Below are 23976 nucleotides of genomic sequence, written 5' to 3'. Positions count from 1 at the left end.
CGTCCGCGCGGGCCCCGAGTCCGCGGCTCTCACCGCAACTCCACCTCCCTCCCGCCCCACCGTCGGCGGAGCAGGCGGTCGTGGGTGGTGAGGACGATCGCGCCGGGGGCGGTGGGCTCGGCCAGGGCTTCCTCCAGCTCGTCGCAGAGGCTGGGGGAGAGGTGGTTCGTCGGCTCGTCGAGGAGGAGGAGCCGGGGTGGGCGGGCCGTCAACAGGGCCAGGGCGAGGCGTCGTTGCTGGCCGACCGACAGGCGGCCGACCGGTTGGTCCTCGTCGGCCGCGTGCAGCAGGCCGAGCGAGCGGAGCGGCACCCGCTCGGCGCGCTCCGCCCCGACTGCCGCCTCGTACGTGGCGCGTACGGTACGCCCGGGCCGGGCGAAGCGCGTGTCCTGGGCGAGCAGCCCCACCGTGAGGCCGGGGCGGCGGAACACCTCGCCCTCGGCGGCTAAATGCCCGGCGAGCACGGCGAGGAGCGTCGACTTGCCGGTGCCGTTGCCGCCCGTGACCAGAAGCCGCTCGCCGACCGGCACCTCAAGGCCGACGGGTGCGAGCCGCCCCGGCACGTACGCCCCGCGCAGCGCCGCCAACGGCCGCGTACCGTCGTCCGCCGCGTCGAGCAGACCCGGCTCCTCGGTCCCCGACACCAGTGCCGTACCGCCGAACCGCAGGGGGCGCGGCGGCTCGGCGACGGCGGTGCGCTCCAGTTCGGCGACCCGGCGGGCGGCGTTGCGCACGCGGCGCGAGATCTGGCTCTGCACGCGCCCGGCCCGGTGCCCGTACCCCATCTTCTCGTTGTCGCGCGGCCCCCGGTCGGGTGCGACGCGGTGCGCCGTCACGCCCGCCGCGCGCCGCAGTTCCGTCAACTCGGCCTGTTCGTCGGCGAATCGGCGTTCCCAGCGGGCGCGTTCGGCCCGTTTCCGGTCGACGTACGCGCTGTACCCGCCGCCGAAGCGCACCGGCCCGTCGGCGGCCGGGTCGAGGTCGAGGAGGTCCGTGCAGACCGCGTCGAGGAACGCCCGGTCGTGGCTCGCCACGACGACCGCGCCGGGCTGCGAGCGCACCTGCTGCTCCACGAACTCCGCGGCGGCGTCGTCGAGATGGTTGGTGGGCTCGTCGAGCAGCAGCGCGGCGGGCCGGCGGACGAGCAGCGCGGCCAGGGCGAGCCGCCCGCGCTGCCCGCCGGACAGCGAGCCGAGGGTGCGCGCCGGGTCGAGGGCGCCCAGGCCGAGCCCGTCGAGCATGAGCTTCGCGCGGCGGTCGGCGTCCCAGGACTCGCGGTCCTGGGCCTGTTCGAGGCGCTCGCCGTACGCGGTGAGCAACTCCCCGTGGCCCGGGGCGTGTTCGGGTGTACGGGCGAGTTCCGCGCCGAGCCGTTCGAGCTCGGCGAGGTCCTCGCGGGCTTCGCGCAGCGCGTCGTCCAGGACGTCGGCGAGGGTGGCCGCCGGGTCGAACGGCATCTCCTGGTGCAGAAACCCCAGGTCGTCGGGGCGGGTGACGGTGCCCGCGTCCGGGGTGTCGGCCCCGGCGAGCAGCCGCAGCAGCGTCGACTTGCCGACGCCGTTCTCCCCGATCACCCCGACGCACCGGCCGGGCGCCACGGTCACCGACACACCGTCAAGAACCCTTCTTCCGGCGAGACTTCGTACGAGATCCGAGCCGATCACGGCAGCACCAGCATCAGCATCTCGGCTCATCGTCCCGGCCCGCCCGCCTCCGTGAGCGTGCCCTCCGCGAGCCGCAGCCACCGCTCCACACCGATCTCGGCGAGAAACCGCTCGTCGTGGCTGACCACGAGAAAAGCGCCGCGGTACGCGTTCAGCGCACTCTCCAACTGGCCCGCGCCGGCCAGGTCGAGATTGTTGGTCGGCTCGTCGAGGAGCAGCAATTGCGGGGCCGGTTCGGCGCACAGCACGCACGCCAGCGTGGCGCGCAACCGCTCACCGCCGGACAGCACCCCGACCGGAAGGTGCGCCCGCGTACCGCGGAAAAGGAAACGCGCCAGCAGATTCATCCGCTCCGCCTGCGGGCGCCGTGGCGCGAACGCGGCGAAATTCTCCGCCACCGTGCGTTCCTCGTCCAGCAGATCGAGGCGCTGCGACAGATACGCGATCCGCCCTTCGCCGCGCCTGATCTCCCCGCTCCCCGGGGCGAGTTCACCCGTGAGCAGCCGCAGCAGCGTCGTCTTGCCCGCACCGTTCCCGCCGGTCAGCGCGATCCGCTCCGGTCCCCGGACGCTCAGGTCGACGCCGCCCGGCGCGAACACCTCGCGCTCCCCGAGCCGCACCTGCATTCCCTCGCCGAGAAACAGATTCCGCCCGGCCGGCACCTGTGTGTCCGGCAGGTCGAGGATGAGGCGCTGTTCCTCGCGGAGCGCCCGCCCCGCCTCGTCGAGCCGCGCCTGCGCCTCGCCGACCCGCGACGCGTGCATCTGCCCGGCGCGCCCCGCGGATTCCTGTGCGCCCCGTTTCATGTTGCCCGCGAAGATCCGTGGCAGGCCCGCGCTCTTCAGATTCCGTGCGGCATTGCTCGCGCGCCGCTCGGCCCGTTCCCGGGCCTGCTGCAGTTCCCGCTTCTCCCGCTTCAACTCCTGCTCGGCATTGCGCACATTCTTCTCGGCGACTTCCTGTTCGGCCCGTACGGCCTCCTCGTACGCGGTGAAATTCCCGCCGTACAGGCGCAGTTCGCCCCGGCCGAGTTCGGCGACGCGGTCCATGCGGTCGAGGAGCGCGCGGTCGTGGCTGACGAGGAGCAGGGCGCCGGAGAAGTCGTCGAGCACGTCATAGAGCTTGTGCCGGGCCTCGGTGTCGAGGTTGTTGGTCGGCTCGTCGAGCAGCAGCACGTCGGGGCGGCGGAGCAGTTGGGCGGCGAGGCCGAGCGACACGATCTGGCCGCCGCTGAGCGTGCGGAGGGGGCGGTCGAGGCCGAGGGCGCCGAGGCCGAGCCGGTCGAGTTGTGCGCGGGTGCGCTCCTCGATGTCCCAGTCGTCCCCGATGGCGGCGAAGTGCTCCTCGGCCACGTCCCCGGACTCGACCGCGTCCAGGGCGCGGATCACGTCGGCGACGCCGAGCACCTCGGCGACGGTGAGCCCGCCGGCCAGCGGCAGGCTCTGCGGAAGGTAGCCGAGCGTCCCGGTCACGGACACCGAACCGGCGGCGGGAGCGAGCTCCCCGGCGATCAGCTTGAGCAGGGTGCTCTTGCCGGAGCCGTTGGGCGCGACAAGCCCCGTACGCCCGACGGGCACGGTGCAGGACAGCTCACGGAAGACCGGCGTCTCGTCCGGCCAGGAGAAGGACAGGTGGGAGCAGACGACAGCAGCAGACACAGACATGGGACACGACCTCGCAGGCGCGCGAGCGGACAGACTTCCGCCCTGGTCAACGTGGGGAAAAGGGGTACGTCGAACGGGCCACGGCCGGGGTGCTCTCCAGCACCGTCCGGGTGGCCTCAGGGGCGGCACTCACCCTGAGATGTCGACGTCACCAGCCACGTCTGCACTCCTCCAGCACACGGTCAAGGTCTCGGCCAGGCTAACACCACGGTCTGTGACCGCCGCCCGAATATCGTGTACATGCCATGCCGACGGGGTACTACCCGACCGCCTCCCCCCACCGACAGGACCGACAGGATGGGCGGGATGCGTGATGCGTAGAGGCAGAGGCAGAGGCAGAGGTAGAGGTAGAGGCAGAGCACGTTCTCTTACGGCCGTCGCCTGCGCCGCGGTGCTTGCCGCGGTCGGCGGCGCAACGGCAAGCACCACCGCCACAGCGGACACCGCGCACGCGGCGAGCAGCGACTTCCGGCCCCAGCTGGTGACCGTCGACACCCCCACCCGCGCCGCCAAGGCGAAACTCTCCGCGCTCGGGCTCGACCTGACCGAGCACGCCGGGCACGACTTCGTCGAGGTCGTCCTGCACACGCCCTCCGACGCGCTCGCGCTGCAACTCGCCGGGTTCCGTTGGCAGACACGCATCCCCGACCTCGTGCAGCGCGAGTCCGACGTCAACGCCGCGAACCGCGCCTACGCCGCCGCGACCGGCACCTCGCCGCTCCCGTCCGGCCGCGACAGCTACCGGCGGCTCGCCGACTACACCGCCGACCTCGACCGGCTGGCCGGCCAACACCCGGGCCTCGTACGGAAGTTCGCGCTGCCGCACCAGAGCCTCGAAGGCAAGCAGGTCCACGGTGTGGAGATCGCGCACGACGTGCGGGCGACCGATGACGGCCGGCCCGTCTTCCTCATGCTGGGCCTGCACCACGCCCGCGAGTGGCCCTCCGGCGAGCACACCGTCGAGTTCGCCCACGACCTGGTGAAGAACTACGGGAGCGATGCGCGGATCACCGCACTGCTGAAGAAGGTGCGGGTGCTCGTCGTGCCGGTCGTGAACGTCGACGGGTTCGAGAAGTCCGTGAACGACGGGCAGTTGATCGATCTGCGCGACCTCGACGACGGCGGAACCGGGTCGATCCTGGCCACGCCCGGCAACGCGTACAAACGCAAGAACTGCCGGATCGTCGACGGGCAGCGGCCGCTCGCGGGCGAGTGCGCCCTGGCGAGCAGTCCCGGCGGATTCGGGGCGGGCGTCGACCTCAACCGGAACTACGGCGGGCTGTGGGGCGGTCCCGGCGCGGCCGCCGAGCCCGTGCATGCCACGTACCGCGGGGCCGGGCCGTTCTCCGAGCCGGAGACGCAGAACGTCCGGGAGCTGGTCAGCGGCCGTCAGGTGACCGGGCTGATCACCAACCACACGTTCTCCGACCTGGTGCTGCGCCCGAACGGCGTCGCCCCCGACACCGTCGGCCCGGACGGGCAGCCCGTCGGCGACCCGCCCGACGAGCCCGCCCTGAAGGAGCTCGGCGACCGCATGGCCGCGCAGAACGGCTATACGAGCCAGCACAGTTGGGAGTTGTACGACACGACCGGCACCACCGAGGACTGGTCGTACAACGCGACGGGCGGCTACGGCTACACGTTCGAGATCGGCCCCGACGAATTCCACCCGCCGTTCCCCGAGGTCGTCGACGAATACCTGGGCAAGGGCGCGTACGCGGGGAAGGGCAACCGGGAGGCGTACCTGCTGGCGTTGGAGAGCGCCGCCGACCCCGAGCAGCACGCGGTGATCAGCGGGAAGGCCCCCGCGGGGGCGACGCTGCGGCTGAAGAAGACGTTCGCCACGCCCACCTGGTCGGGCACGGTCAAGGACACCCTCGACACGACCATGGAGGTCGGCGCGGACGGCTCCTACACCTGGCACGTGAACCCGTCGACGCGGCCCGTCGTGAAGGCCCGGCAGATCGAGGTCGTCGGCTCGGAGCCGCTGAAGCGGGAGACGTCCACGGGGACGACCGCGCCCGGACAGTCCACGGACCGGGAGTTCGTCGTCGACCGGGACGCCGATGTCCTGGAGGCCGCGCTCGACTGGCCCACACCGGACGACCTCGACCTGTACGTGCTGCGCAGGAACGCCGACGGCAGCCTCACCCGCGTCGGCAGCTCCACGGGATCCGTCGGCGAGAAGGAACGCGTCCTCATCGACGACCCGCAGCAGGGCACGTACGTCCTCCGCGTGGAGAACTGGGCCTCTGCGAGCCCGAGTTGGAACCTCACCGCGTCCCTGTACGAGTCGACGACGAGCGAAGTCGGCGGCGTCATCGAGAACTGGACCCTGTCCTGCGAGAAGGACGGCAAGGTCCTCCAGCAACTCCCGGTCGTGGCGGACCGCGGCGACCGGGTCAAGGCGGACCTGGGGGAGTGCGGGCGGAAGCAGGGCTGAGACGGCGGGCGCGCTCCGCACCGGCCCGGCGACCGTGCGGAGCGCGCGGGCCTATTCGTCGCGACCGCTTCCGGCGGTGCGCGCCTCGCCCTCGGCGGCTGACGACCGGGAGGGGGCTCCTGGGCGGCTACCTACAGCTTCGCCCGAGTCCCCTCGTCCACCCCCCAGCTCGCCAGCAGGCGCAGTGCCTCCGCGGACGGGGTGCCCGGTTCGGCGTGGTAGACGGAGAGGAACTGGCCGTCGTCGTCCGGGAGGTGGAGGGTCTCGTACGCGAGGGTCAGCTCGCCGACGACCGGGTGGCGCATGCGCTTCACGCCGTGGCCCTTCTCCTTCACGTCGTGCGTGGCCCACAGCCGCCGGAACTCGTCGCTCTTGACGGACAGTTCACCGACGAGCGCCGAAAGCTCCGGGTCCTCGGCGTGCTGCCCCGCGTACAGCCGCAGGTAGCTGACCATGTCGGCGGCCTTGGAGTCCCAGTCGAGGAACAGCTCGCGGTAGTCCGGGTTCAGGAAGGTGAGGCGGGCCCAGTTCCGTTCGGCGCGCGGCAGCTGCCCCCAGTCGCCGAACAGGGCCGCCGCCATCCGGTTCCACGCGAGGATGTCGGAGCGCGCCCCGCCGACGTACGCGGGCACGCCCTCGATGGAGTCCAGCAGATGGCGCAGCGCGGGCCGCACCTGCTGCTGCCGCTTCGGCGCCGACTGCCTGCGGCGCTGCTGCGTGGGCCGGGCCAGGTGGACGAGGTGGGCGTGCTCGGCGTCGCTGAGGCGCAGGGCGCGCGCGATCGCGTCGAGCACCTCCACCGACACGTTGCGCCCGTTGCCCTGCTCCAGGCGCGTGTAGTACGCCACCGAGACCCCGGCGAGCTGCGCCAGCTCCTCCCGCCTGAGCCCCGGCACCCGCCGGTGCCGGCCCATCGTCGGGATCCCCACGTCCTCGGGCTTCAGCCGGGCCCGCCGGGTACGCAGGAACTCGCTCAGCTCGGCCCGCCGGTCCAGGCCGTCCGCCGCGGGGGCCGTGCCGTCGTCCCGTGCCATGTCGTCGTCCATGATGTCCAGTATTCCTGGTGGTACGACCATGAGCCTGACCCTGCCAGTAGTAGGACCACTGGACGTACGTAAAGCGGTGACCTGCAGATTCTTTGCCTGCGGGGCCTGAGCGGGAGCAGCCTTGTGGCCATGACCACGACTGTTGCCGCATACGCAGCCCCCAGCGCCAAGGCCCCGCTGGAGCGCACCACCATCGAGCGCCGTGCCGTCGGCGAGCACGACGTACGGATCGACATCAAGTTCGCCGGAATCTGCCACTCCGACATCCACCAGGCCCGTGAGGGCTGGGGCGAGGCCATCTTCCCGATGGTCCCGGGCCACGAGATCGCCGGTGTCGTCTCCGAGGTCGGCCCCGGTGTGACGAAGTTCAAGGTCGGCGACCGGGTCGGCGTCGGCTGCATGGTCGACTCCTGCGGTGAGTGCGAGCCCTGCACGTCCGGCCGGGAGCAGCACTGCGTCGAGGGGAACATCCAGACGTACAACGCCGTCGGCAAGGACGGCGAGCCCACCTACGGCGGCTACTCGCAGCAGGTCGTCGTCACCGAGGGCTTCGTCGTCCGCATCCCCGACGGCCTCGCCCTCGACGTGGCCGCGCCGCTGCTCTGCGCCGGCATCACCACGTACTCCCCGCTGAAGCACTGGGGCGCGGGCCCCGGCAAGAAGGTCGCGATCGTCGGCCTCGGCGGCCTCGGCCACATGGGCGTGAAGATCGCGCACGCGCTCGGCGCGGAGGTCACCGTCCTCTCGCAGTCGCTGCGCAAGAAGGACGACGGCCTGAAGCTGGGCGCCGACCACTACTACGCGACGAGCGACCCGGCCACCTTCGAGGAGCTCGCCGGCACCTTCGACGTCATCCTCTCCACGGTCTCCGCGCCGCTGGACTTCGGCGCCTACCTCGGGCTGCTGAAGACGGGCGGCGCGCTCGTCAACGTCGGCGCCCCCGAGGAGCCGATCGCCCTCAACCTGTTCTCCCTCATCGGCGGCAACAAGATCCTCGCCGGGTCGATGATCGGCGGCATCGCCGAGACCCAGGAGATGCTCGACTTCTGCGCCGAGCACGGCCTGGGCGCCGAGATCGAGCTGATCGAGGCCGCGCAGATCAACGAGGCGTACGAGCGGGTCCTCGCCTCCGACGTGCGCTACCGCTTCGTGATCGACACCGCCACGATCTGAGCCGCGGTCCGAGCGCTGCCCGTCGGGTCCTCCGCCCGTGGACCCGACGGGCGGCGCACCACAGAATGGCGCCATGAAGACGATCGACTTCCCCGGCGCCAGGGTCCCGTCCTCCAACATCGTCCTCGGCCTGATGCGCATCGCCGAGCTCGACGACAAGGAGATCCGCGCCCTCTACGACAGCGCCCGCGCCGCCGGCGTCAACACCTTCGACCACGCCGACATCTACGGGCCCGAACGGCACGCCTGCGAGGAGCGGTTCGGGCGGGCCGTCCGGCTGGGCGCCGCGGAGCGCGCGTCGATCGTCGTCCAGAGCAAGGTCGGCATCCGGCCCGGCTTCTTCGACTTCTCCCACGAGCACATCGTGCGCACCGTCGACGAGTCCCTCGCCGCCCTGCGCACCGACTACCTCGACGTGCTCCTGCTGCACCGCCCCGACACCCTCGTCGAGCCGGAGGAGGTCGCGGCGGCCTTCGACGAGCTGCACGCCGCGGGCAAGGTCGTGAACTTCGGCGTGTCCAACCACACGCCCGGCCAGATCGAGCTGCTCAAGTCGGCGGTACGGCAGCCGCTGGTCGCCGACCAGGTCCAACTGAGCCTCACCCACGCCCCGTTGATCGCCTCCGGCGTCGCCGCGAACATGGCGGGGCTCGACCAGTCGCTGAGCCGCGACAACGGGCTGCTCGACTACGCGCGCCTGCACGGGATCACCCTGCAGGCGTGGTCGCCGTTCCAGAAGGGGTTCTTCGACGGCGTCTTCATCGGCGACGTCGAGCAGTACGCCGAACTCAACGCCGTACTCGACGAGTTGGCCGCCCAGTACGGGGTGACGCCGACCGGCATCGCCGTCGCCTGGATCACCCGCCACCCGGCCCGCATGCAGGTCGTGCTCGGCACCACCAACCCGGGCCGGGTCGCCGAAGCCGCGGCGGGCTCGGACATCCCGCTCACCCGCGAGGAGTGGTACCGCCTGTTCCGCGCGGCCGGGCACACCTTGCCTTAGCGGCACGGGCACACCTTGCCGTAGCGAGCAGCAGCCGGAAGCGGGTTCTTCGGGCCGGGCGGGCTCAGTCCCGTCGTGGCAGGATCAACAGCGCGTCCCCGACCGGGCGTTCGCCTGCCGTGTCGGACGGGTCGGTGAGGAGTTCGCCGTGTGCGACCATCGCGGTCGAGCCGCCGCCGTCGAGGTTGACCGCGTCGCGCAGGCCGAGCGCACGGGCCACGGTCGCGCTCTCGACGAGGCTCAGCCCGAGCGCGTCGGTGTCCCGTCCCTCCGCCGTGACGAGGACGGTCCGCCCGGCGGCGTCGGTACCGGCGAGGGTGCGCGGGTTCCGCTTGTGCGCCCAGCCGTAGTAGAAGCTCGGGTTGTCCGCGTGGACCATGCCGTCGGCGGCCGGGGTGACGTGCAGTCTCCCGTCGCGGACCAGCTCGGGCCCGCCGTTGACGACGCTGGTCGAGGGGGACGTGCCGAGTTCCGCTCCCCGTTCGTCCCGCAGGGCCTGCGCGATCCGCAGCCGTTCGCCGACCCGCGCGAGCCCCGCCAGCCGCTCGGCCAGGGCCCCGGTCGCCTGCACCGAACTCCCGCCCGCCGGCAGCACCCCGCCCCGCGGCGAGCGCACCTCCGCCACCCGGCCCCGCGCGTCCAGGACGGCCTCCACGCCCTCGCCCGCAGGCGTACGAGGCCCGAACGCGCCGGTGAACGCGACGAGTTCGTCCGGGTCCTGGCAGGTCACGTCGTGCAGCGGCCGCGCGGTCGGGGCGTCGTCGGCGGTGCCTCCGCAGTTCCTGATCAGCCCCGGCACCCGGTTGACGCCGTCCAGCTCAAGCGCGGTGTCCCGGCCGACGACCTCGCCCGACCAGGCCGTACGCACGACCCGGCCGCGTCCGCCCGCGTCCGTCACCAGCGCCGGCCGCCCGCCCACCGACTCGCTCTCCGTACGACCGCGGTACACGCCCGCACCGGCCGGGTCGCCGGGGGCGCCGGAGCGCGAGTCCAGGACGAAGTAGCCGCCGTTGACCGCGGCCGACGCCCCGCGCGCGGCGGCGAGTTCGCTGGTCTTCTCGCGCCGCTCCAGGTCGGGCCCGTACGACGCTTCGAGGCTGCCCCGGAACAGCCGCGGGTCGACCGTGAGCACGTCGATCCGCCACGGGCCGCGGTCCCGGGCGTCCCCGTCCCAGCCGGTGTGGACGGCGGAGCCCGTGTGCCCCGCCGCCACGAGCCGGGCCCGCTCGGCGTCGGCGTCGGCGCGGGCCGTGAACGTGCCGACCCGGACCCGCCAGCCCAGCGTGCCGCCCCCGAAGTCGGCGGTGGCGGGCGTGTCCACCCGCTCGGCCCGCGCCTCGAAGCCCTCCTGCCGCAGCCGGTCCGTCAACTCGTCGGCGCTCGCCCGGTCCTTGAGCGCGGTCGGCGGGGCGTCCGGGTCGGGGGACGACTGCCCGCCCGGGACGGCGACCTCGACCGTCCACGGCTGGGCGGGCGCGTCGGCGCCGCGCACGACACGGGTGAGCGTGACCCCGGGCTGCAAGGTCGTCGTGGTCCGCGTCTCGGGCAGGCCGGGCGCGCCCAACGGCAACTCCGCGCCCGCCCGTGTCCCCGCCCCCGCGGCCGCGGGCGCCTGCAGCACCCCCGTCACCGCCACCAGCGACAGCACCGCACCCGTACCGAGCAGTTGAACCCGCACCGCACTCCTCCTCACAGCAGCCTCCGCAGCACCTCGGTGTACGCGTCCGCGTACCGCAGCATGCCGAGGTCGCTGGGGTGCGAGCCGTCTGTCGTCGCCTCGTCGTCGTCACCGAGCAGACCCGCGCCCTCCAGGTACGTGAGCCCCGGCACCCCCGCCCCGCGCAGCCGCTCGTACGCCTCGCGGAACGCGGCCCGGCTGCCCTCGTGCCGCTCGCGCAGCGCGCCCACCAGCCAGGCGTGCGCGTACGTGCGGTCCTCCGCCATGACGATCGGCGTGCCGGGACGTGCCTCGCGCAAGCGCCGGATCAGCGGCTCGGCGCGTGCGGCGACCAGGTCGGCGGTCATGTTCGGCAGGCAGTCGATCACGAAGACCGCCGGGTCGAGCTCCGCGAGCAGGGCCCCGACCTCCGGCTCCATGAACGCGTTGCCCGAGAAGCCGAGGTTGACCACCGGCCGGCCGAGCCGCCGCCCCAGGACCGCCGGGAACGCCATGCCCGGCCGGGAGGCGCAGGCGCCCTGCACGATGGACGAGCCGTAGCAGAGGACCGGCCGCTGCCGCCGCGGCGCCACCGGCCGGAACGCCGCCCCGGCGTCGACGCCGATCTCCAGCGACTCGACGCCGTTGTAGAGCGGCAGATACGCCGTGTACCGCCGCATCCCCGGGTCCGCGCCGCTGACCAGACGCTCCGTCACCGACCCGGACGCCGGCTTGGTGACGCCGGCCCACCGGTCGCGGCCGGAGGCGTCCTGCGCGTAGAGGTCGAGCCCGCTGACCCCGGTCGCCGGCATGTGCGGCAGCGCGAGGCGGGGCGAGCGCAGGGTGTAACGGGCGTGCACGGACGCCGAGTCGGTGGCGAACCGGGCCAGCATGCCCGCCGAGGTGCGGCTCAGCTCCCAGATCACGGGCCGTACGGTCTGCTCCGCGCGGGCGGGCAGCCGGTCGTAGGACCGTGCCGTGTCGGACCAGCCCTTCCCCTCGACGCCCCATCCGGCCACGTCCCACCAGGCGATCTCGCCCTCGACCCGCGGTTCGGCGGCACGTGTCGCGCCGGGTGCGGTCGCGGTCCCCGTCGCCGCCCTCGCCCTGCCGGTTCCGGGCCCGCCGAGCGCCAGGGCTCCCGCCCCGAGCGCGGCCAGGCCGAGCACCTGTTTCCGGTTGAGCCCCTGCCGGTGCGACGGACGTGACGCGTTCACGAGGTTGCCCTTCCGCGGTACATGAGTCGGCACATGCGTCCGCGTGGGGGACCGGACCAGGCAACGGTGCGGGTGGTAGAGACCACTCGTCAAGAGCCGTGCGGGGGCCGTGCGGTGAACAGCTCCGGAACGGCGGCGGCGACGTCAAGGGGCCAGGCGGCGGCGGGTGTTGGCCGTGGCTTGCCGTACCTGGCCGTACCCCGAAGAGGTATGAGGCATTCCGGATCTTCGGTCGCTTGGGTCGCTTCAGTCGCTGCCGCCGTTGCCGCTGCCGCCGCCAGCCGTTGCCGCTGCTCAGTCCCTGCCGAGCCGCTCCGTGAGGATCTGCCCGATGGGCGCGATGTGGTCGGGCTGCATCATCGCGTGATGGGTGCAGTCGTACGCGTACGACGTGATCCGGCCCGTGACCCAGGGGCGCCAGGCCTCGCCGGTGGGGGCGTCGGCGGGCTTGCCGCGGCCGGCGTGGAAGTAGAGCAGGTCGCCGTCGAAGACCTCCCGCTCGTACGTCGGGGCGAGGGCGGCCTGGTGGGCGAGGACGTTGGTCGCGGCGATCATGTGCTCGTCGGCCAGCTCGGCCTGCAGCTCGGCGAGCAGCCGGGAGCGGTCGGCCGGCCGGTCGCCCGCCCCGACGAGTTCCCTGGCCCGGGCGGGCGCCGGGGCCCGCACCGGTTCCGCGGCGGTCCGGCCGCGCTCCGTCGCCTGCGCCGGGATGGGGAGGCGCCCCGCGGCCTCCAGGACGAGGGCGCGGGTCAGCTCCGGGTCGGCCTCCAGGCGGCGCGCCTCGTCCGGGTCGAGCGGCTGGGCGTCGAGCAGCGCGAGGAGTTCCACCCGCTCGCCCTCGGCCCGCAGGCGGACGGCGACGGCGTGCGCGAGGGAGCCGCCGAGCGACCAGCCGAGCAGCCGGTACGGGCCGGCCGCCCGCACCGAGCGGATCTGCCGTACGTAGTCGTCGATCATCTCGGGGAACGTGCCGGGCACCCCTTCGCCGTCCCGCAGCCCGCGCGCCTGCAGCACGTACACGGGCACGTCGTCCGGAAGGTGCCGGGGCAGCGTGGCGTAGCACCAGCCGAGGCCGCCGGACGGGTGCAGACAGAACACCGGCGTACGGGCGCCGGCGGGGCGCAACGGCAGCAACGGGCCGAACGGGTCCGGGAGTTGACCCGCGCCCGCGCCCGAGCCCGCGCCCCCGCCCGAATCCGCATCCGTACTCCCGTGAACCCCCGCCCCGCCACCCCCCATGTGCTCGGCCAGCGCCGCCACGCTCGGCGCCCGGTACAGCGCGGCCGTCGGCACCTGAGTACCGAGGCGGGCGCTGATGCGGGACGCGAGCCGGGCGGCCTTGAGGGAGTGGCCGCCGAGGGCGAAGAAGTCGTCGTCGACGCCCACTTCGGGCAGGTCGAGCACCTCGGCGAAGAGCGCGCACAGCTCCTGCTCCCGCGCGGTGCGGGGCGCGCGCCGCGCGGCCGGCGCGGGGGAGTGCGGTGCGGCGGCGAGGGCCGCGCGGTCCAGCTTGCCGTGCGCGGTGAGCGGCAGGGCGTCGTGGAACAGGAACGCCGACGGCACCATCGCGGCGGGCAGCCGCTGCGCCGCCCACGCCCGCAGGTCGGCGGGGTCCGGGGCCTCTCCGTCGGACGGCGCGTTCGAGGTGAGGTGGGCGGTCAGGGCGGGCCCGGCGGGGGAGACGGTCACCGCGGCCTGCGCGATCCGCGGGTGCCCGGCGAGCACCGCCTCGATCTCGCCCGGCTCGACGCGCACGCCGTGCACCTTCACCTGCTCGTCCGTCCGCCCGAGGAATTCGAGCAGGCCGTCCTCGGTCCACCGGGCCGCGTCGCCCGTGCGGTACATGCGGGCGCCGGGCGGGCCGAACGGGTCGGGCAGGAACCGCTGTTCGGTGAGGTCGGGCCGGTTCAGGTAGCCGCGTGCGACCTGGGCGCCGCCGAGGTGCAGCTCGCCGGGGACGCCGGGCGGGACGGGCTGCCCGGCGCGGTCCAGGACGTAGGCCCGCACGTTGTGCCCGGGACGGCCGATGACGGGCCGGGGGCCGCTCTCGTCCAGGCGGCAGTACACGGCGTCGACCGTGCACTCGGTCGGCCCGTAGTAGTTGTACGCGGCGGTGCGCCGGTGCGCGGCCGTGCCGGGCCGGTTGCGCAGCCGCTGCCACAGCTCGCCGTCGAGGGCCTCGCCGCCGACCATGAGCAGCCCCGGCCGGTGCGCACCGCCGGCGCCTTCCTCGTGCAGCAGCCCGGCGTCCAGCAACTGCCGCAGATACGACGGCGTGACGTCGAGGAAATCGATGCGCTGCCGCCGTACGTGGGCGACGAGTTCGGCCGGATCGAGCCGAACCGATTCTTCGACGAGGTGCAGTTCCTGGCCCGCCGCCAGGAACAACAGGCCCTCCCACGAGGTGTCGAACGTGAACGACGCGGTGAGCGCGGCCCGCAGCGGACGGCCCGCGGCCTCGGCGGCCGGCCGGATCAGTTCGGCCTCGTGGTCGGCGAACAGGTTGCCGAGCTGCCGGTGCTCGACCACCACGCCGTTCGGCCGCCCGGACGTGCCCGAGGTGAAGTTGACGTACGCCGGGTGGTGCGGGGCGAGCGGCCGCGCCCGGTCCCGGTCGGTGGGGTCGGACTCGGGCTGCAGGGCGAGCGCCTGCTCGGCCTCGGGGGAGTCCAGGTCGAGCACGGGCACCCCCGCCACGCTCTCCGTGGCGCCGCCCGTCGCGGTGAGCACGAACAGCGGCCGGCTGTCGTCGAGCATCGACCGCGTACGGGCGCCCGGATGCGCCGGGTCCAACGGCACGCACGCCGCACCGGACTTGAGCACCGCGAGCAGCGCCACGACATAGTCGGCGGTCCGCGGCAGTGACACCGCGACGTACGACTCCGGGGCGGCGCCGCGGGAGAGCAGCAGGTGGGCGAGGCGGTTGGCGCGGCTGTTCAGCTCGGCGGCCGTCAGCTCCTTCGCGCCGCACACCAGCGCCCTGGCCCCCGGCGCCTGCCGTGCCCGCTCCTCGAACAGCTCCGTGAGCGGGACGGGCGGCACCGGCCGCACCGGGCCCTGCCCGGCCGCGAGCACCTCGGTGCGCTCGGCCCCGGTGAGCAGGTCGATCTCGCCGATCGGCAGCTCCGGGTCGACGGTCGCGAGGGTGCGGAGCAGGCCGAGGAACCGGCGGTGGTGGCCGGCGACCTCCGCGGCGGTGTGCCGCTCCGGGTCGGCCTGCAGATCGATCCGCAGCGAGCCGTCGGACGGCCGGTCGTACACGTTCACCGCCCAGCCCGCGACGGGCCCGTTGGACAGGTTGTGGATCACCGCCGGAATCGACCCGAACCGCACGTCCCCGTCGTACGTCATGACGTTGATGCCCCAACTGCCCAGCGGCCCCGGCCTGTTGTGCTGCACGCGCAGTTCGCGTTCCAGCTGCAGGTACGGGTAACGCTGGTGCCGCAGCAGTCCCTTGGCCTGCTGGGCGGTGTGCCGCAGCAGATCGCCGACGGTGGTCTGCGGGGTGGTGTGCAGGCGGAGTGGGAGGACGTTGGCGAGGACGGCGGGCACGGTGCGGGAGGCGGGGCTGCGGCCGGTGACGGTGAGCTGCAGGCCGACGTCGTCGCTGCCGCCGAGCCGGTGCACGTACAGGCCGAGCGCCGCCATCGCGGCCGTCGCGAGCCCCGTCCGCGCCGTGCGGGCCAGGGCGCGCAGGCCCGCGGCGGCCTCGGCGTCGAGGTGCCCGGACTCGCGGACGAACGTGTACGACACCTCCTCGGGCCGGTGCGCGGGCGCGGACTCGGCGATCCAGTCGGCGAGTTGCTCGCGCCAGTACTCCCGGTCGCGGTCCATCGGCCCCGACGTGCGGTAGTCGAGGTCGTCGGCCACGGCCTGCTCCAGCGTGCCGAACGGGCACGGCGGCACGGGCTGCCCGGCGGAGAGCGCCGTGTACAGGTCGGCGGTGCGGTGCAGGAACAGCGAGAAGCCGTAGCCGTCGAGGAGGATGTGGTGCATCACGAGGTGGAACAGGAACCGTTCGTCCGCGGTCCGCAGCAGCGTGAACCGGAACGCGTGGTCACGCTGCAGGTCGAACGCCGGATGCCCGTGCGCCGCCATCCAGTCGTCGGCGGCCCGCGCCGGGTCGGCCTCGCCCCGCAGGTCGATCACCGGCAGCGTCCAGTCGTCCAACGGCCGTACGCGCTGGCGCACTTCGCCGTCCGCGGTGGTGTGGAACCGTACGCGGGTCGCCTCCGCCTCGACGAGCGCGCCGTGCAGCGCCTGCTCCAGGAGCGCGACGTCGACCGGCCCGAGCAGCTCCACGTACTCGGCGCAGAGGAACGCCGGGCTGTGCGGATCGCGTTCCTGCGCCAGCCAGAAGAGCATCTGTGCGCTCGTCAGCGGCAGACCGCGATCGCTGTCGAACGTGCTCTCCATGAACGTCAACTCCCGTGTCCGCACCACTGCTTCGACGCCGCACGTCGCGCATCCCTGCGCAGTCGGCGCTTTCGCGGGTCAACGAGCGGGCGCGGATACGGTGACGATCAGCCGGGGTCGGGCGGGGCGCGCGGAAGGCTGGAAGGCGCGCTCCATGCGCTCCCGAAGGGCGTCTTCACCGCCCCTTCCCGCTCCCGTAGGACGCGTCCGTCACCGCGTACAACCCGCTCACCACCGCGCCCCGCAGCCGCTTCGCCTCGATGGTGTTCATGCCGACGTGCAGAGCCGACGTGCCGTGCGCGTAGGCGGACTCGATGGGCAGGTAGTACGCGAGGTTGAAGTACAGGGAGGGGGCGGGGCGGGAGCTGTCGACGGCGACCGCGCGGACCCAGGTCGTGGCGCCGTAGTGGTAGGAGAGGCAGAACCCGGCCATCCGGTCGCCGTCGTACGCGGCCACGACGCGGGCCGTGTCGCCCATGGCCTGTGCCTGCCGCTTCAGGAGCGCGGTCATGGCGTCGACGCCGTCCCGGTCGCGGCCGTGCCCCTGCTGGTGACCGGCGAGCAGCGCCCCGGCCTCGGCGCAGCAGTCGTCGAGGCTCAACTCCCGTACGGCGAAGGGGGATTCGGCGAGCGTGCGGCGCTCCCGGCGGATGCTGACGCGGCGCTTGCCGGGCAGGGAGGCGAGGTAGTCGTCGAAGCCGCCGCCCGGCAGCGGGATCGTGGCGTCGTCCGCGAGGTGCAGGGGCGGCCGGTCGTGGTGCGGGGAGAGGCGGGCGGCGGCGTCATGCGTGAGGTACGGCCACCAGTGCGTGGTGCCGTGCGCGGCGGCGAAGGAGCGTGCCGCGTCCGTGAGCGCGGCCAGGCAGGCGTCCCTCAGGTCGGGCGTCAGGTCGGCGGAGAGCAGCGGGCCGTTGTGGTATCCGCGGCGGGCGCCCGCGATCACGCGGGGCCGTACCGGAGCCCAGAGGACCCGCTCCGGGCGGTAGTTGTCGTTGGGCTCGTCGTGCACGAGGTACAGCGGGGCCGCGGCGAGGAGGGCGCCGCGGCCGTCCCGTACGAGCGCGTACGCGGGCGTGGCCGTGGGGTCCTGTTCCTCTCCGGCCAGCCACCGGTGGGAGAGGTAGAGGCTCACGGGAGCCGCGAGTACGTCCCAGTCGGCGGCCGGGACCTGGTGGATGCTGTCGACGAGGGCGGTGCTCAACACGGGGGCCTCCTGCGGCGGTGACGGTCGGATGGGCGGAGCGCGGGCGCCGCGAGGAACGCGAGGAGGCAGGCCGCGGCCTCCGCTGCCCACGGGACGACCGGCCCGGCCTGGAGGAGCGAGGTGAACAGGGCCGGGGCGGCGACCATGCCGAGCGCCCACGCGAACTGGTAGAGGCCCTGCGTGAAGCCCGAAGCGGCCCTCGGCGTCAGGGAGACCGACAGCTCGCTCAGGGCCGGCCCGAGCAGGATCTCCGCCACGCTGAACAGCACCGTCGCGGCGACCAGTACGGCCCACACGGCAGGGCCGGGCCCGGTCAGGGCGGGCACGGCGAACGCGGCCATCGCCGCCGCCATCAGCAGATGCCCGGCGCCCACGGCACGGCGCGGCACGGCCGGTGCAAGGCGGGCCGTGACCACGGTGGAGAACCCCGACACGATCACCGTGTTGACGCCGAACAGCAGGCTCGCGGACCACGCCGGCAGCTCCAGCGCGCGGGTGACGTAGACGGCGACGAGCACCGACAGCGCGGCCTGCGCGAGGACGTACGGGACGGTCGCGGCGACGAGCAGCAGATAGCGGCGCGCGTGCGCGGAGCGCTCGTCCCGCGACGCTGGCGGCGGGTCCGGCGGCGGGGGAGTGGCGGTGAGCGTGCTGAAGCAGGCCGCGGCGAGCAGATACGTGCCGGCGTCGACGGCGATCATCCAGGTCAGCGCACCGCTCCCGAACACCGCAAGGGCGAGCCCCGCGACGCCGGCGCCGACCGCGAGCCCGACGTTGCGCAGCGCGCCGGTGAACGCGAACCACGCCCGGCGCTCCCCGTCCCCCGTGACGTGCGCGGTCAGGGTGCGCTGGGCGGTGAAGTATGCGTTGATCCCGGCCTGCACCAGCAGATACGCGACGGACACCTGCCACAACTCCCGCGCGGGCAGGAAGCAGAGAAACCCGGCCGCGGACAGCACGTTGGCCCCCACGACCAGCGACTTCGGCCCGAGCCGGTCCATCAGGCGCCCGGCGACGAACGTGACCGGCAGCGCCAGCGCCTGACCCACCGTCATGGCCACGCCGACGGCGGCCAGAGGGAGCCCGCGTACGTCGGTGAAGTACAGCAGGCCGAGCGGCAGGAGCATGCCGTTGCCGACCGAGTCGATCAGATGGCCGAGGACGAACAGGCCGTGCCCCCGCAGCCGCGGCACCCCCGAGCGGCGCGTGCGGCTGCGGGGAACGGTCCCGGTGGACGAGGTGGGGGCGGGCGTCACGGCGTGAGCAGGGAACAGATCTTGGCAAGGACCCCTTCGTCCGGGAACCCGGCCGTCGCACGGAGTTCCCGCAGCACCTTCACCGTCCGCTCCTCGTCCCCTTCGGCGAGGCGGAGGACGACGATGTCGCCGTGACACGTGTCGTCGATCACCAGCTCGTGCGCGGTCACCACGTCCAGACGCGCCCGCAGCTCGGCCGCCACCGGCTCCGGGATCCCTTCGGGCACGAGGAACTCGATCGCCCAACTCGTGCGCGGAGCAAGGCCGTCGACCGGCGGGAGCCCGCGGGCCAGGTCCGTGAGCGCGGTGAACGTGTTCGTGCCCGAGGCCGCGCAGGACAGGGTGGTGGCGCCGCCGATCCGCGGGTTGACCTCCAGGACCGTGAACCGCTCACCGGTCCAGATCATGTCGACGTTGACCGACCCGAGCACGCCGAGCCGTTCGCACAGCGCGGCGAGCCTGCCCGCCACGTCCCCGAACCGTTCGTCGGCCTCCGGGCGCGGCCCGCACCAGCGCAGGTCCTCGAACGTGAAGACCGGCTCAGGCCCGGCGCGTCCCGTCCAGCACACCGGCAGCACGCGGTAGGCCCCCGGCCGCCCCACGACGTCCACGCTGCACAGGTCCCCGCGCACCACCTCCTCGACCACCGCCGACACCGGGGGCGGATCGGCCAGGTACCCGTCCAGGGCGGCGGGCGAGGCCAGCGGGCGGATGCCGAAACTCGTCGAGTCCCACACGGGTTTGGACAGCAGCGGATACCCGATCCGCTCGGCCTGCGCCCGTACGGCGTCCCGGTAGCCCGGCACCGGCACCCCGCGCCCGGCAAGCAGGTCCGAGTCGACGCGGAAGCCGCGCGGCACGTCGAGCCCGGCGTCGGCGAGGAGTTGCTTGGTCTCCCACTTGTCGATCAGCCGCAGCGTCGAGTCGAGCGGCGTCATGACGGTCGGGACGCCGCGCGCCTCCAGGTACGACTTCGCCGCCGCGTCACGCAGCGCGTTCTCGCACGGCAGGGAGATCGACACGGCCGCGTCCGCTCCCCACCTCGCCACCTGCTCGGCGAGTTCGAGCGGCGTGACGTCCTCGTCGAGGCGGTACCGCTCCCCGGGGAAGTCGCCGTCACCCGGGCCCCCGTGGGTGTGGAAGAGCGCCGCCTGTACGCCCTGCGCGGTGAGGGCGCGTACGGCCTCCTGGATGTACGGGTCGGCGCGCCGGACGTCCACCGACCGGAGAAACGCGATCTTCCGCATGCCTCAGCTCACTTCCACTCGGGCCCCGGCGACCACCAGGTCCGCCAGGCGTTCGGCCGCCTCGACACGCGTCGCCCGCGCCAGCACATGCCCGACCCGGCACGATTCGTCGGCCGGGTCCGGCACCAACGCGCCGGTTTCCAGGCGGAGTTCGTGGTACGTGCCGGGCTGCTGCGGTACGTGCACCCGCTCCAGCCGGCCGCCGCGCTCGGGCAGCAGGAAGCGGATCGCCGCCGCCTCGTCGCGTACGGGCGTGGTGTCGGGCATCCGGCCGAGGACCGCCTGAAGGGAGGCGGCGGCCGTGCTGACGCCGGTGGCCGCCTCGACGACCTCGCAGATGTTCCCGCCCGGCAGCCGCGCGCCCGTCTCGATCACGTACGGCACGTCCGACCCCGGCCGGACCTTCACCTCCGTGTGCGCCACCCCGTTGCGCACCCCCACGGCGAGCGCGGCGCGGGCCGCGGTGTGCTGCACCTGCCGGGCCAGGGGCGCGGGGAGCCCGGAGGGGCAGGCGTGGCCGGTCTCCACCCGGCGGCCGCCGTCGGTCGTCGACTTGCGGACGACGGGCAGCGGGTACGGCACCCCGCCCACGACCACCGTCTCGCAGGAGAACTCGTCCCCCGGCACGTACTCCTGCACCAGGACCCGGGTGTCGAGCCGCAGCCCGTGCGGCTCGGCGTACGCGTGGCGCCGGGCGTCCGCGACCGCGGCCGACAACTGGTCGGGGCCGCTCACCACGCTCACCCCCCAGGAGCCGCCCTGCTCGGCGGGCTTGACCACCAGCGGCCAGCCCAACTCCCGCGAGGACGCCACCGCGTGGGCCCCCGCCTCGTCCTCGACGACCCGCGAGCGCGGCGCCGGCACACCCGCCGAGGTGAACACCTGCCCCATGAGGATCTTGTTGCGGGCCGCCCGGGCGAGCGCCGGGTCGTTGCCGGGAAGGCCGAGCCGCTCGGCCAGGAGCGCGGCGAGCGGCGTGAACAGCTCCCAGCAGGCGGTCACGCCGCGGACGCCGTGCGCGCGGCAGAACTCCTCCATGTCGTCCAACGCCCGCGGCACATCGGTCAGATCGGTCGCGCACACCCCCGCCAACGCCGACCTGAGCCGGTCCGGGTAGGTGTCGTGCACGTCCTTGTGGGTGGCCGCGTACAGATGGACGCCCAGCCGGTCAGCGGCCTCGACGAGGAAACGCCCGGCGTTCCCCATCGGCTCCACGACCAGCACTCTCGACCCCTCGGGGCCCGTGCCGCTTCGCATGGCCCCACCCAATCCGCCGGGCCGGTTGCGTGGCTATCGGGCCGACCGACGAAAACACCAGGCGGCACGGTCGGCCCGTTTGGATCAACATCCGAACAACTGCCCCGTCACAGCAGGGCATTTGGTGTGCACCGCTCATGGCTCCCCGCCGCGCGAGCGTGGTCGGATCGCGTCGCACGGTCACCTTCACTGGCACAACCGAAATGGGGAAGCACGTGAACACCCTGCGCAAGCAGCTCGCGCAGTACATCGACCAAGGCGTCATCCCGCCCTACCAGTACTCCTACCCGCCCCGCTCCACCTACCGGCCCCTGGAAGAGGGCCGCTGGAACGTGAGGGACGTGTGGGAACGCGACCTCGCGCATCACCAGACGCCCGAGCTCAACCTCTACCTGCACGTGCCGTTCTGCAACGTCAAGTGCGGCTTCTGCAACCTGTACACGATCATCTCCACCGACCAGGACGTGTACGACGCGTACACCGACGCCCTCTGCACCCAGATCCGCGACCACGCCGACATCATCCGGGCCCGCCGCCTGCGCACCGTCTACATCGGCGGCGGCACCCCCGCCCTGCTGCGGACCGAGCACTTCGAACAGATCTTCCGCACCCTCGGCGAGGTCTACCCCAACTGGCGCTCCACCGTGGAGGAAGTCGCCGTCGAGGCCACCCCGGACTCGATCGTGGACGACCCCGACGGCTTCGCCCGCCTCCTCCGGCTGGGGCTGACCCGCGCCAACGTCGGCATCCAGTCCCTCGTACCGCAGGAGATCCGCGAGGCCGGGCGGCGCAAGTCCGGCGAGGACGTCATCCGCGAGGCCGTCGCCGTCGTCCAGGACCTCGGCCTGCCCGACCTGTCCACCGACCTCATCATGGGCTTCGCCGGGCAGACCCCCGAGTCCTGGCGGCACTCGGTCGACGAGCTCGCGAAGCTCGGCCCCACCACCGTCAGCACGTACTTCCTCACGGTCCGCCCGGACGCCTGGTTCTCCCGGACCGGCTCCTACCAGTACATGTGGCAGCCCGAGCTGTACGAGCGCTACGACTACGCCCGCAAGGTGTTCCTCGACCACGGCTATGTGCAGGAGGGCTCCGTCCGCTACAAGAAGCCGGGACGCGGCGGCTACGTGCAGAAGGTCCTCACCTTCCACGGCGTGCCCCTGCTCGGCCTCGGCGTCGGCGCCCGCTCGTACACCACCGTCCTCGACTACATGACGGGCAGCGTCAAACCCTCCACCGCCGAGGTCGCCGACTACATCGACCGCGCGAAGAACCACCGGCTCCAGCCCGTCACCGGCTTCGAGCTGACCCCCGAGGAACTCGTCCGCAAACGCCTCGTCCTCGACACCTTCGACCTCGACCTGTCCGAACTGGACCGCTTCGGCCTGGAGAAGATCGGCCCCGAGGTCGAGGCCGTCCTCGACGCCGCCGAGCACAACGGCCTCATCCACCGCCTGGGCCGCCGCGTCCAACTCACCCCGAAGGGCTTCAAGTACCGCGACATCCTGTCCTGGATGTTCTACTCCGACCACGTCACCGCCCTCGACCGCGAGTACTACGAGGGCCTGCACCACGCCAACAAGCGCGCCCAGCGGAACATGGGAGCAACTCCCGTACGCATCACCGGAATCGACCTCCGGGAGAGTGCGTGAGCGATCTGCTCATCGCGGCCGGCGGAGGCGGCGACCCGCTCGGCGCCACCATCGCCGCGCACCCGCTCGTCCCCGGCCACGGCCGCCCCGCGATCGCCACGTACGCCTGGGAGCGCCCCGAAGTCGACCCCACGCCCGGCCCGTTGGGCGCCGCCGACTTCACCGGGCTCGGCCAGGACCCGGCCGGACCCGCCTTCACACCCGCGACCCGGGCCGTCGCCCCCGCCGGCTCGACCCTGCCGGCCCTCGCGGAAGCACTGCCCGCGCGGCTCCTGATGCTCGACCCGACCGAGGGCCTGACCGGCCTGGCCCGGCAGATCGCCGCCATGGCCGTGCCCGCCGCCGGACGGGTCAGGATCGTCGACATCGGCGGGGACATCCTCACCCGCGGCGACGAACCCACCCTGTGCAGCCCCCTGGTGGACGCGTACACCCTGGCCGCCTGCCACCTCGCGGGCGTCACCGCCACCGTCCACGTCGCCGGCCCCGGCGCCGACGGGGAGATCCCCCAGGACACCCTGCTCGCCCGCCTCACCGACCGGTACGTCACACCCGGCCCGACCGCCGCCGACCGGGCCGCCGCGGCCCTCCGGTGGCACCCCACCGAGGCGTCCGCGCTGTTCGCCGCCGCGATCCACGGCACCCGCGGCACCGTCCGCACCGTCGCCCGCGCCGTCCCGCTCACCGACGCCTCGGCCCGCGTCCACGAACTGCCGCTCACCGAGGCCCTCGACCGCAACCCGGTCGCCCAGGCCCTCCTCGACCAGCGGCCTCCGACCCTGGACGAGGCGGCCGACCTCTCGCACAAGGTCACCGGCATCCACGAGCTCGACCGCGAGCGGGGCCGCCCCGGCCCCGTGTGGACCGCCGCGTTCCCCGCCGACCGCCACCGCGCGCTGGCCGAGATCAGAGAAGCCGCGGAGGGCGCCGACCACGCCACCCTCCGCTTCGCCGCCCGCACCCTGGGCCTCACCTGGCACGACATCCCCGCACTGCGGCTCCTCCTGAACGCACACGGGCCACTTCTGCACCTCACCTGAGGGCCCGGCCCCGGCTCTCCCGGGCCGAGCACGCGGT

At 73.5% G+C, this 23976-nt stretch carries 15 protein-coding genes; 5 read left to right on the top strand and 10 right to left on the bottom strand.

Going from position 1 to position 23976, the window contains the following annotated elements:
- Positions 1-29: 29 nt before the first annotated feature.
- A complete protein-coding gene (locus tag ACIDOF_RS10555) occupies positions 30-1694 on the bottom strand; it encodes an ABC-F family ATP-binding cassette domain-containing protein (RefSeq protein ID WP_409005511.1) in 1665 nt (554 codons plus the stop codon).
- Positions 1691-3328 carry an ABC-F family ATP-binding cassette domain-containing protein gene (locus ACIDOF_RS10550; protein WP_409005510.1) on the bottom strand — a complete coding sequence of 546 codons (1638 nt, stop codon included), beginning with the start codon at positions 3326-3328 and terminating at the stop codon, positions 1691-1693. Before ACIDOF_RS10550 ends, ACIDOF_RS10555 begins: the two co-directional genes overlap by 4 nt.
- Positions 3329-3719: 391 nt before the next feature.
- Here ACIDOF_RS10550 and ACIDOF_RS10545 point away from each other — a divergent pair, with 391 nt between their 5' ends.
- On the top strand, positions 3720-5771 hold the full coding sequence (locus ACIDOF_RS10545) for a M14 family zinc carboxypeptidase (RefSeq protein WP_409005509.1): 2052 nt from the start codon (positions 3720-3722) through the stop codon (positions 5769-5771).
- A gap of 131 nt (positions 5772-5902) precedes the next feature.
- Here the strand turns inward: ACIDOF_RS10545 and ACIDOF_RS10540 are convergent, their stop codons facing one another.
- Positions 5903-6805: a helix-turn-helix domain-containing protein gene (locus tag ACIDOF_RS10540; RefSeq protein ID WP_409005748.1), complete on the bottom strand. Its 903-nt coding sequence runs from the start codon at positions 6803-6805 to the stop codon at positions 5903-5905.
- Between the two features lie 141 nt (positions 6806-6946).
- Between ACIDOF_RS10540 and ACIDOF_RS10535 the strand changes: the two genes are divergently transcribed.
- Both ACIDOF_RS10535 and ACIDOF_RS10530 read left to right on the top strand, forming a co-directional pair.
- A complete protein-coding gene (locus tag ACIDOF_RS10535) occupies positions 6947-7990 on the top strand; it encodes an NAD(P)-dependent alcohol dehydrogenase (RefSeq protein WP_409005508.1) in 1044 nt (347 codons plus the stop codon).
- Positions 7991-8063: 73 nt separating this feature from the next.
- Positions 8064-8993, top strand: coding sequence for an aldo/keto reductase family oxidoreductase (locus ACIDOF_RS10530; RefSeq protein WP_409005507.1), 930 nt, complete (start codon positions 8064-8066; stop codon positions 8991-8993).
- Positions 8994-9057: 64 nt separating this feature from the next.
- Here ACIDOF_RS10530 and ACIDOF_RS10525 read toward each other — a convergent pair whose 3' ends face one another.
- The 7 genes from ACIDOF_RS10525 to ACIDOF_RS10495 form a co-directional block, all read right to left on the bottom strand.
- Positions 9058-10671 carry a phosphodiester glycosidase family protein gene (locus tag ACIDOF_RS10525; protein WP_409005506.1) on the bottom strand — a complete coding sequence of 538 codons (1614 nt, stop codon included), beginning with the start codon at positions 10669-10671 and terminating at the stop codon, positions 9058-9060.
- Between the two features lie 11 nt (positions 10672-10682).
- Positions 10683-11867 carry an SGNH/GDSL hydrolase family protein gene (locus tag ACIDOF_RS10520; protein ID WP_409005505.1) on the bottom strand — a complete coding sequence of 395 codons (1185 nt, stop codon included), beginning with the start codon at positions 11865-11867 and terminating at the stop codon, positions 10683-10685.
- A gap of 294 nt (positions 11868-12161) precedes the next feature.
- Positions 12162-16283, bottom strand: coding sequence for an amino acid adenylation domain-containing protein (locus ACIDOF_RS10515; protein WP_409005504.1), 4122 nt, complete (start codon positions 16281-16283; stop codon positions 12162-12164).
- 175 nt (positions 16284-16458) lie between these two features.
- A complete protein-coding gene (locus ACIDOF_RS10510; RefSeq protein ID WP_409005503.1) occupies positions 16459-17487 on the bottom strand; it encodes a GNAT family N-acetyltransferase in 1029 nt (342 codons plus the stop codon).
- Positions 17481-18743, bottom strand: coding sequence for an MFS transporter (locus ACIDOF_RS10505; RefSeq protein ID WP_409005502.1), 1263 nt, complete (start codon positions 18741-18743; stop codon positions 17481-17483). Before ACIDOF_RS10505 ends, ACIDOF_RS10510 begins: the two co-directional genes overlap by 7 nt.
- On the bottom strand, positions 18740-19990 hold the full coding sequence (locus ACIDOF_RS10500; RefSeq protein ID WP_409005501.1) for an acetyl-CoA carboxylase biotin carboxylase subunit family protein: 1251 nt from the start codon (positions 19988-19990) through the stop codon (positions 18740-18742). The genes ACIDOF_RS10505 and ACIDOF_RS10500 overlap by 4 nt, the downstream gene beginning before the upstream one ends.
- A gap of 3 nt (positions 19991-19993) precedes the next feature.
- Positions 19994-21247 (bottom strand): ATP-grasp domain-containing protein, encoded by a 1254-nt coding sequence (locus ACIDOF_RS10495; RefSeq protein ID WP_409005500.1) that lies wholly within the window; start codon positions 21245-21247, stop codon positions 19994-19996.
- 215 nt (positions 21248-21462) lie between these two features.
- Between ACIDOF_RS10495 and ACIDOF_RS10490 the strand changes: the two genes are divergently transcribed.
- Positions 21463-22899 carry a coproporphyrinogen-III oxidase family protein gene (locus ACIDOF_RS10490; RefSeq protein ID WP_409005499.1) on the top strand — a complete coding sequence of 479 codons (1437 nt, stop codon included), beginning with the start codon at positions 21463-21465 and terminating at the stop codon, positions 22897-22899.
- The gene (locus ACIDOF_RS10485; protein WP_409005498.1) at positions 22896-23939 is read left to right on the top strand and encodes a DUF1152 domain-containing protein; all 1044 of its coding nucleotides are present in this window, start codon (positions 22896-22898) and stop codon (positions 23937-23939) included. The genes ACIDOF_RS10490 and ACIDOF_RS10485 overlap by 4 nt, the downstream gene beginning before the upstream one ends.
- Positions 23940-23976: the final 37 nt, after the last annotated feature.

It is taken from the genome of Streptomyces sp. Da 82-17 (genome assembly GCF_046098215.1).
Classification (GTDB): Bacteria; Actinomycetota; Actinomycetes; order Streptomycetales; family Streptomycetaceae; genus Streptomyces.
The sequence above is the reverse complement of the archived record's forward strand: the minus strand, read 5'-3'. Positions and strand labels throughout refer to the sequence as shown.

Bases quoted from the DNA above. Each gene is read 5' to 3' on its own strand.
- ACIDOF_RS10555 (WP_409005511.1), bottom strand. From the start codon at position 1,694: ATGAGCCGAGATGCTGATGCTGGTGCTGCCGTGATCGGCTCGGATCTC.
- ACIDOF_RS10550 (WP_409005510.1), bottom strand. From the start codon at position 3,328: ATGTCTGTGTCTGCTGCTGTCGTCTGCTCCCACCTGTCCTTCTCCTGG.
- ACIDOF_RS10540 (WP_409005748.1), bottom strand. From the start codon at position 6,805: ATGGCACGGGACGACGGCACGGCCCCCGCGGCGGACGGCCTGGACCGG.
- ACIDOF_RS10535 (WP_409005508.1), top strand. From the start codon at position 6,947: ATGACCACGACTGTTGCCGCATACGCAGCCCCCAGCGCCAAGGCCCCG.
- ACIDOF_RS10530 (WP_409005507.1), top strand. From the start codon at position 8,064: ATGAAGACGATCGACTTCCCCGGCGCCAGGGTCCCGTCCTCCAACATC.
- ACIDOF_RS10515 (WP_409005504.1), bottom strand. From the start codon at position 16,283: ATGGAGAGCACGTTCGACAGCGATCGCGGTCTGCCGCTGACGAGCGCA.
- ACIDOF_RS10500 (WP_409005501.1), bottom strand. From the start codon at position 19,990: ATGCGGAAGATCGCGTTTCTCCGGTCGGTGGACGTCCGGCGCGCCGAC.
- ACIDOF_RS10495 (WP_409005500.1), bottom strand. From the start codon at position 21,247: ATGCGAAGCGGCACGGGCCCCGAGGGGTCGAGAGTGCTGGTCGTGGAG.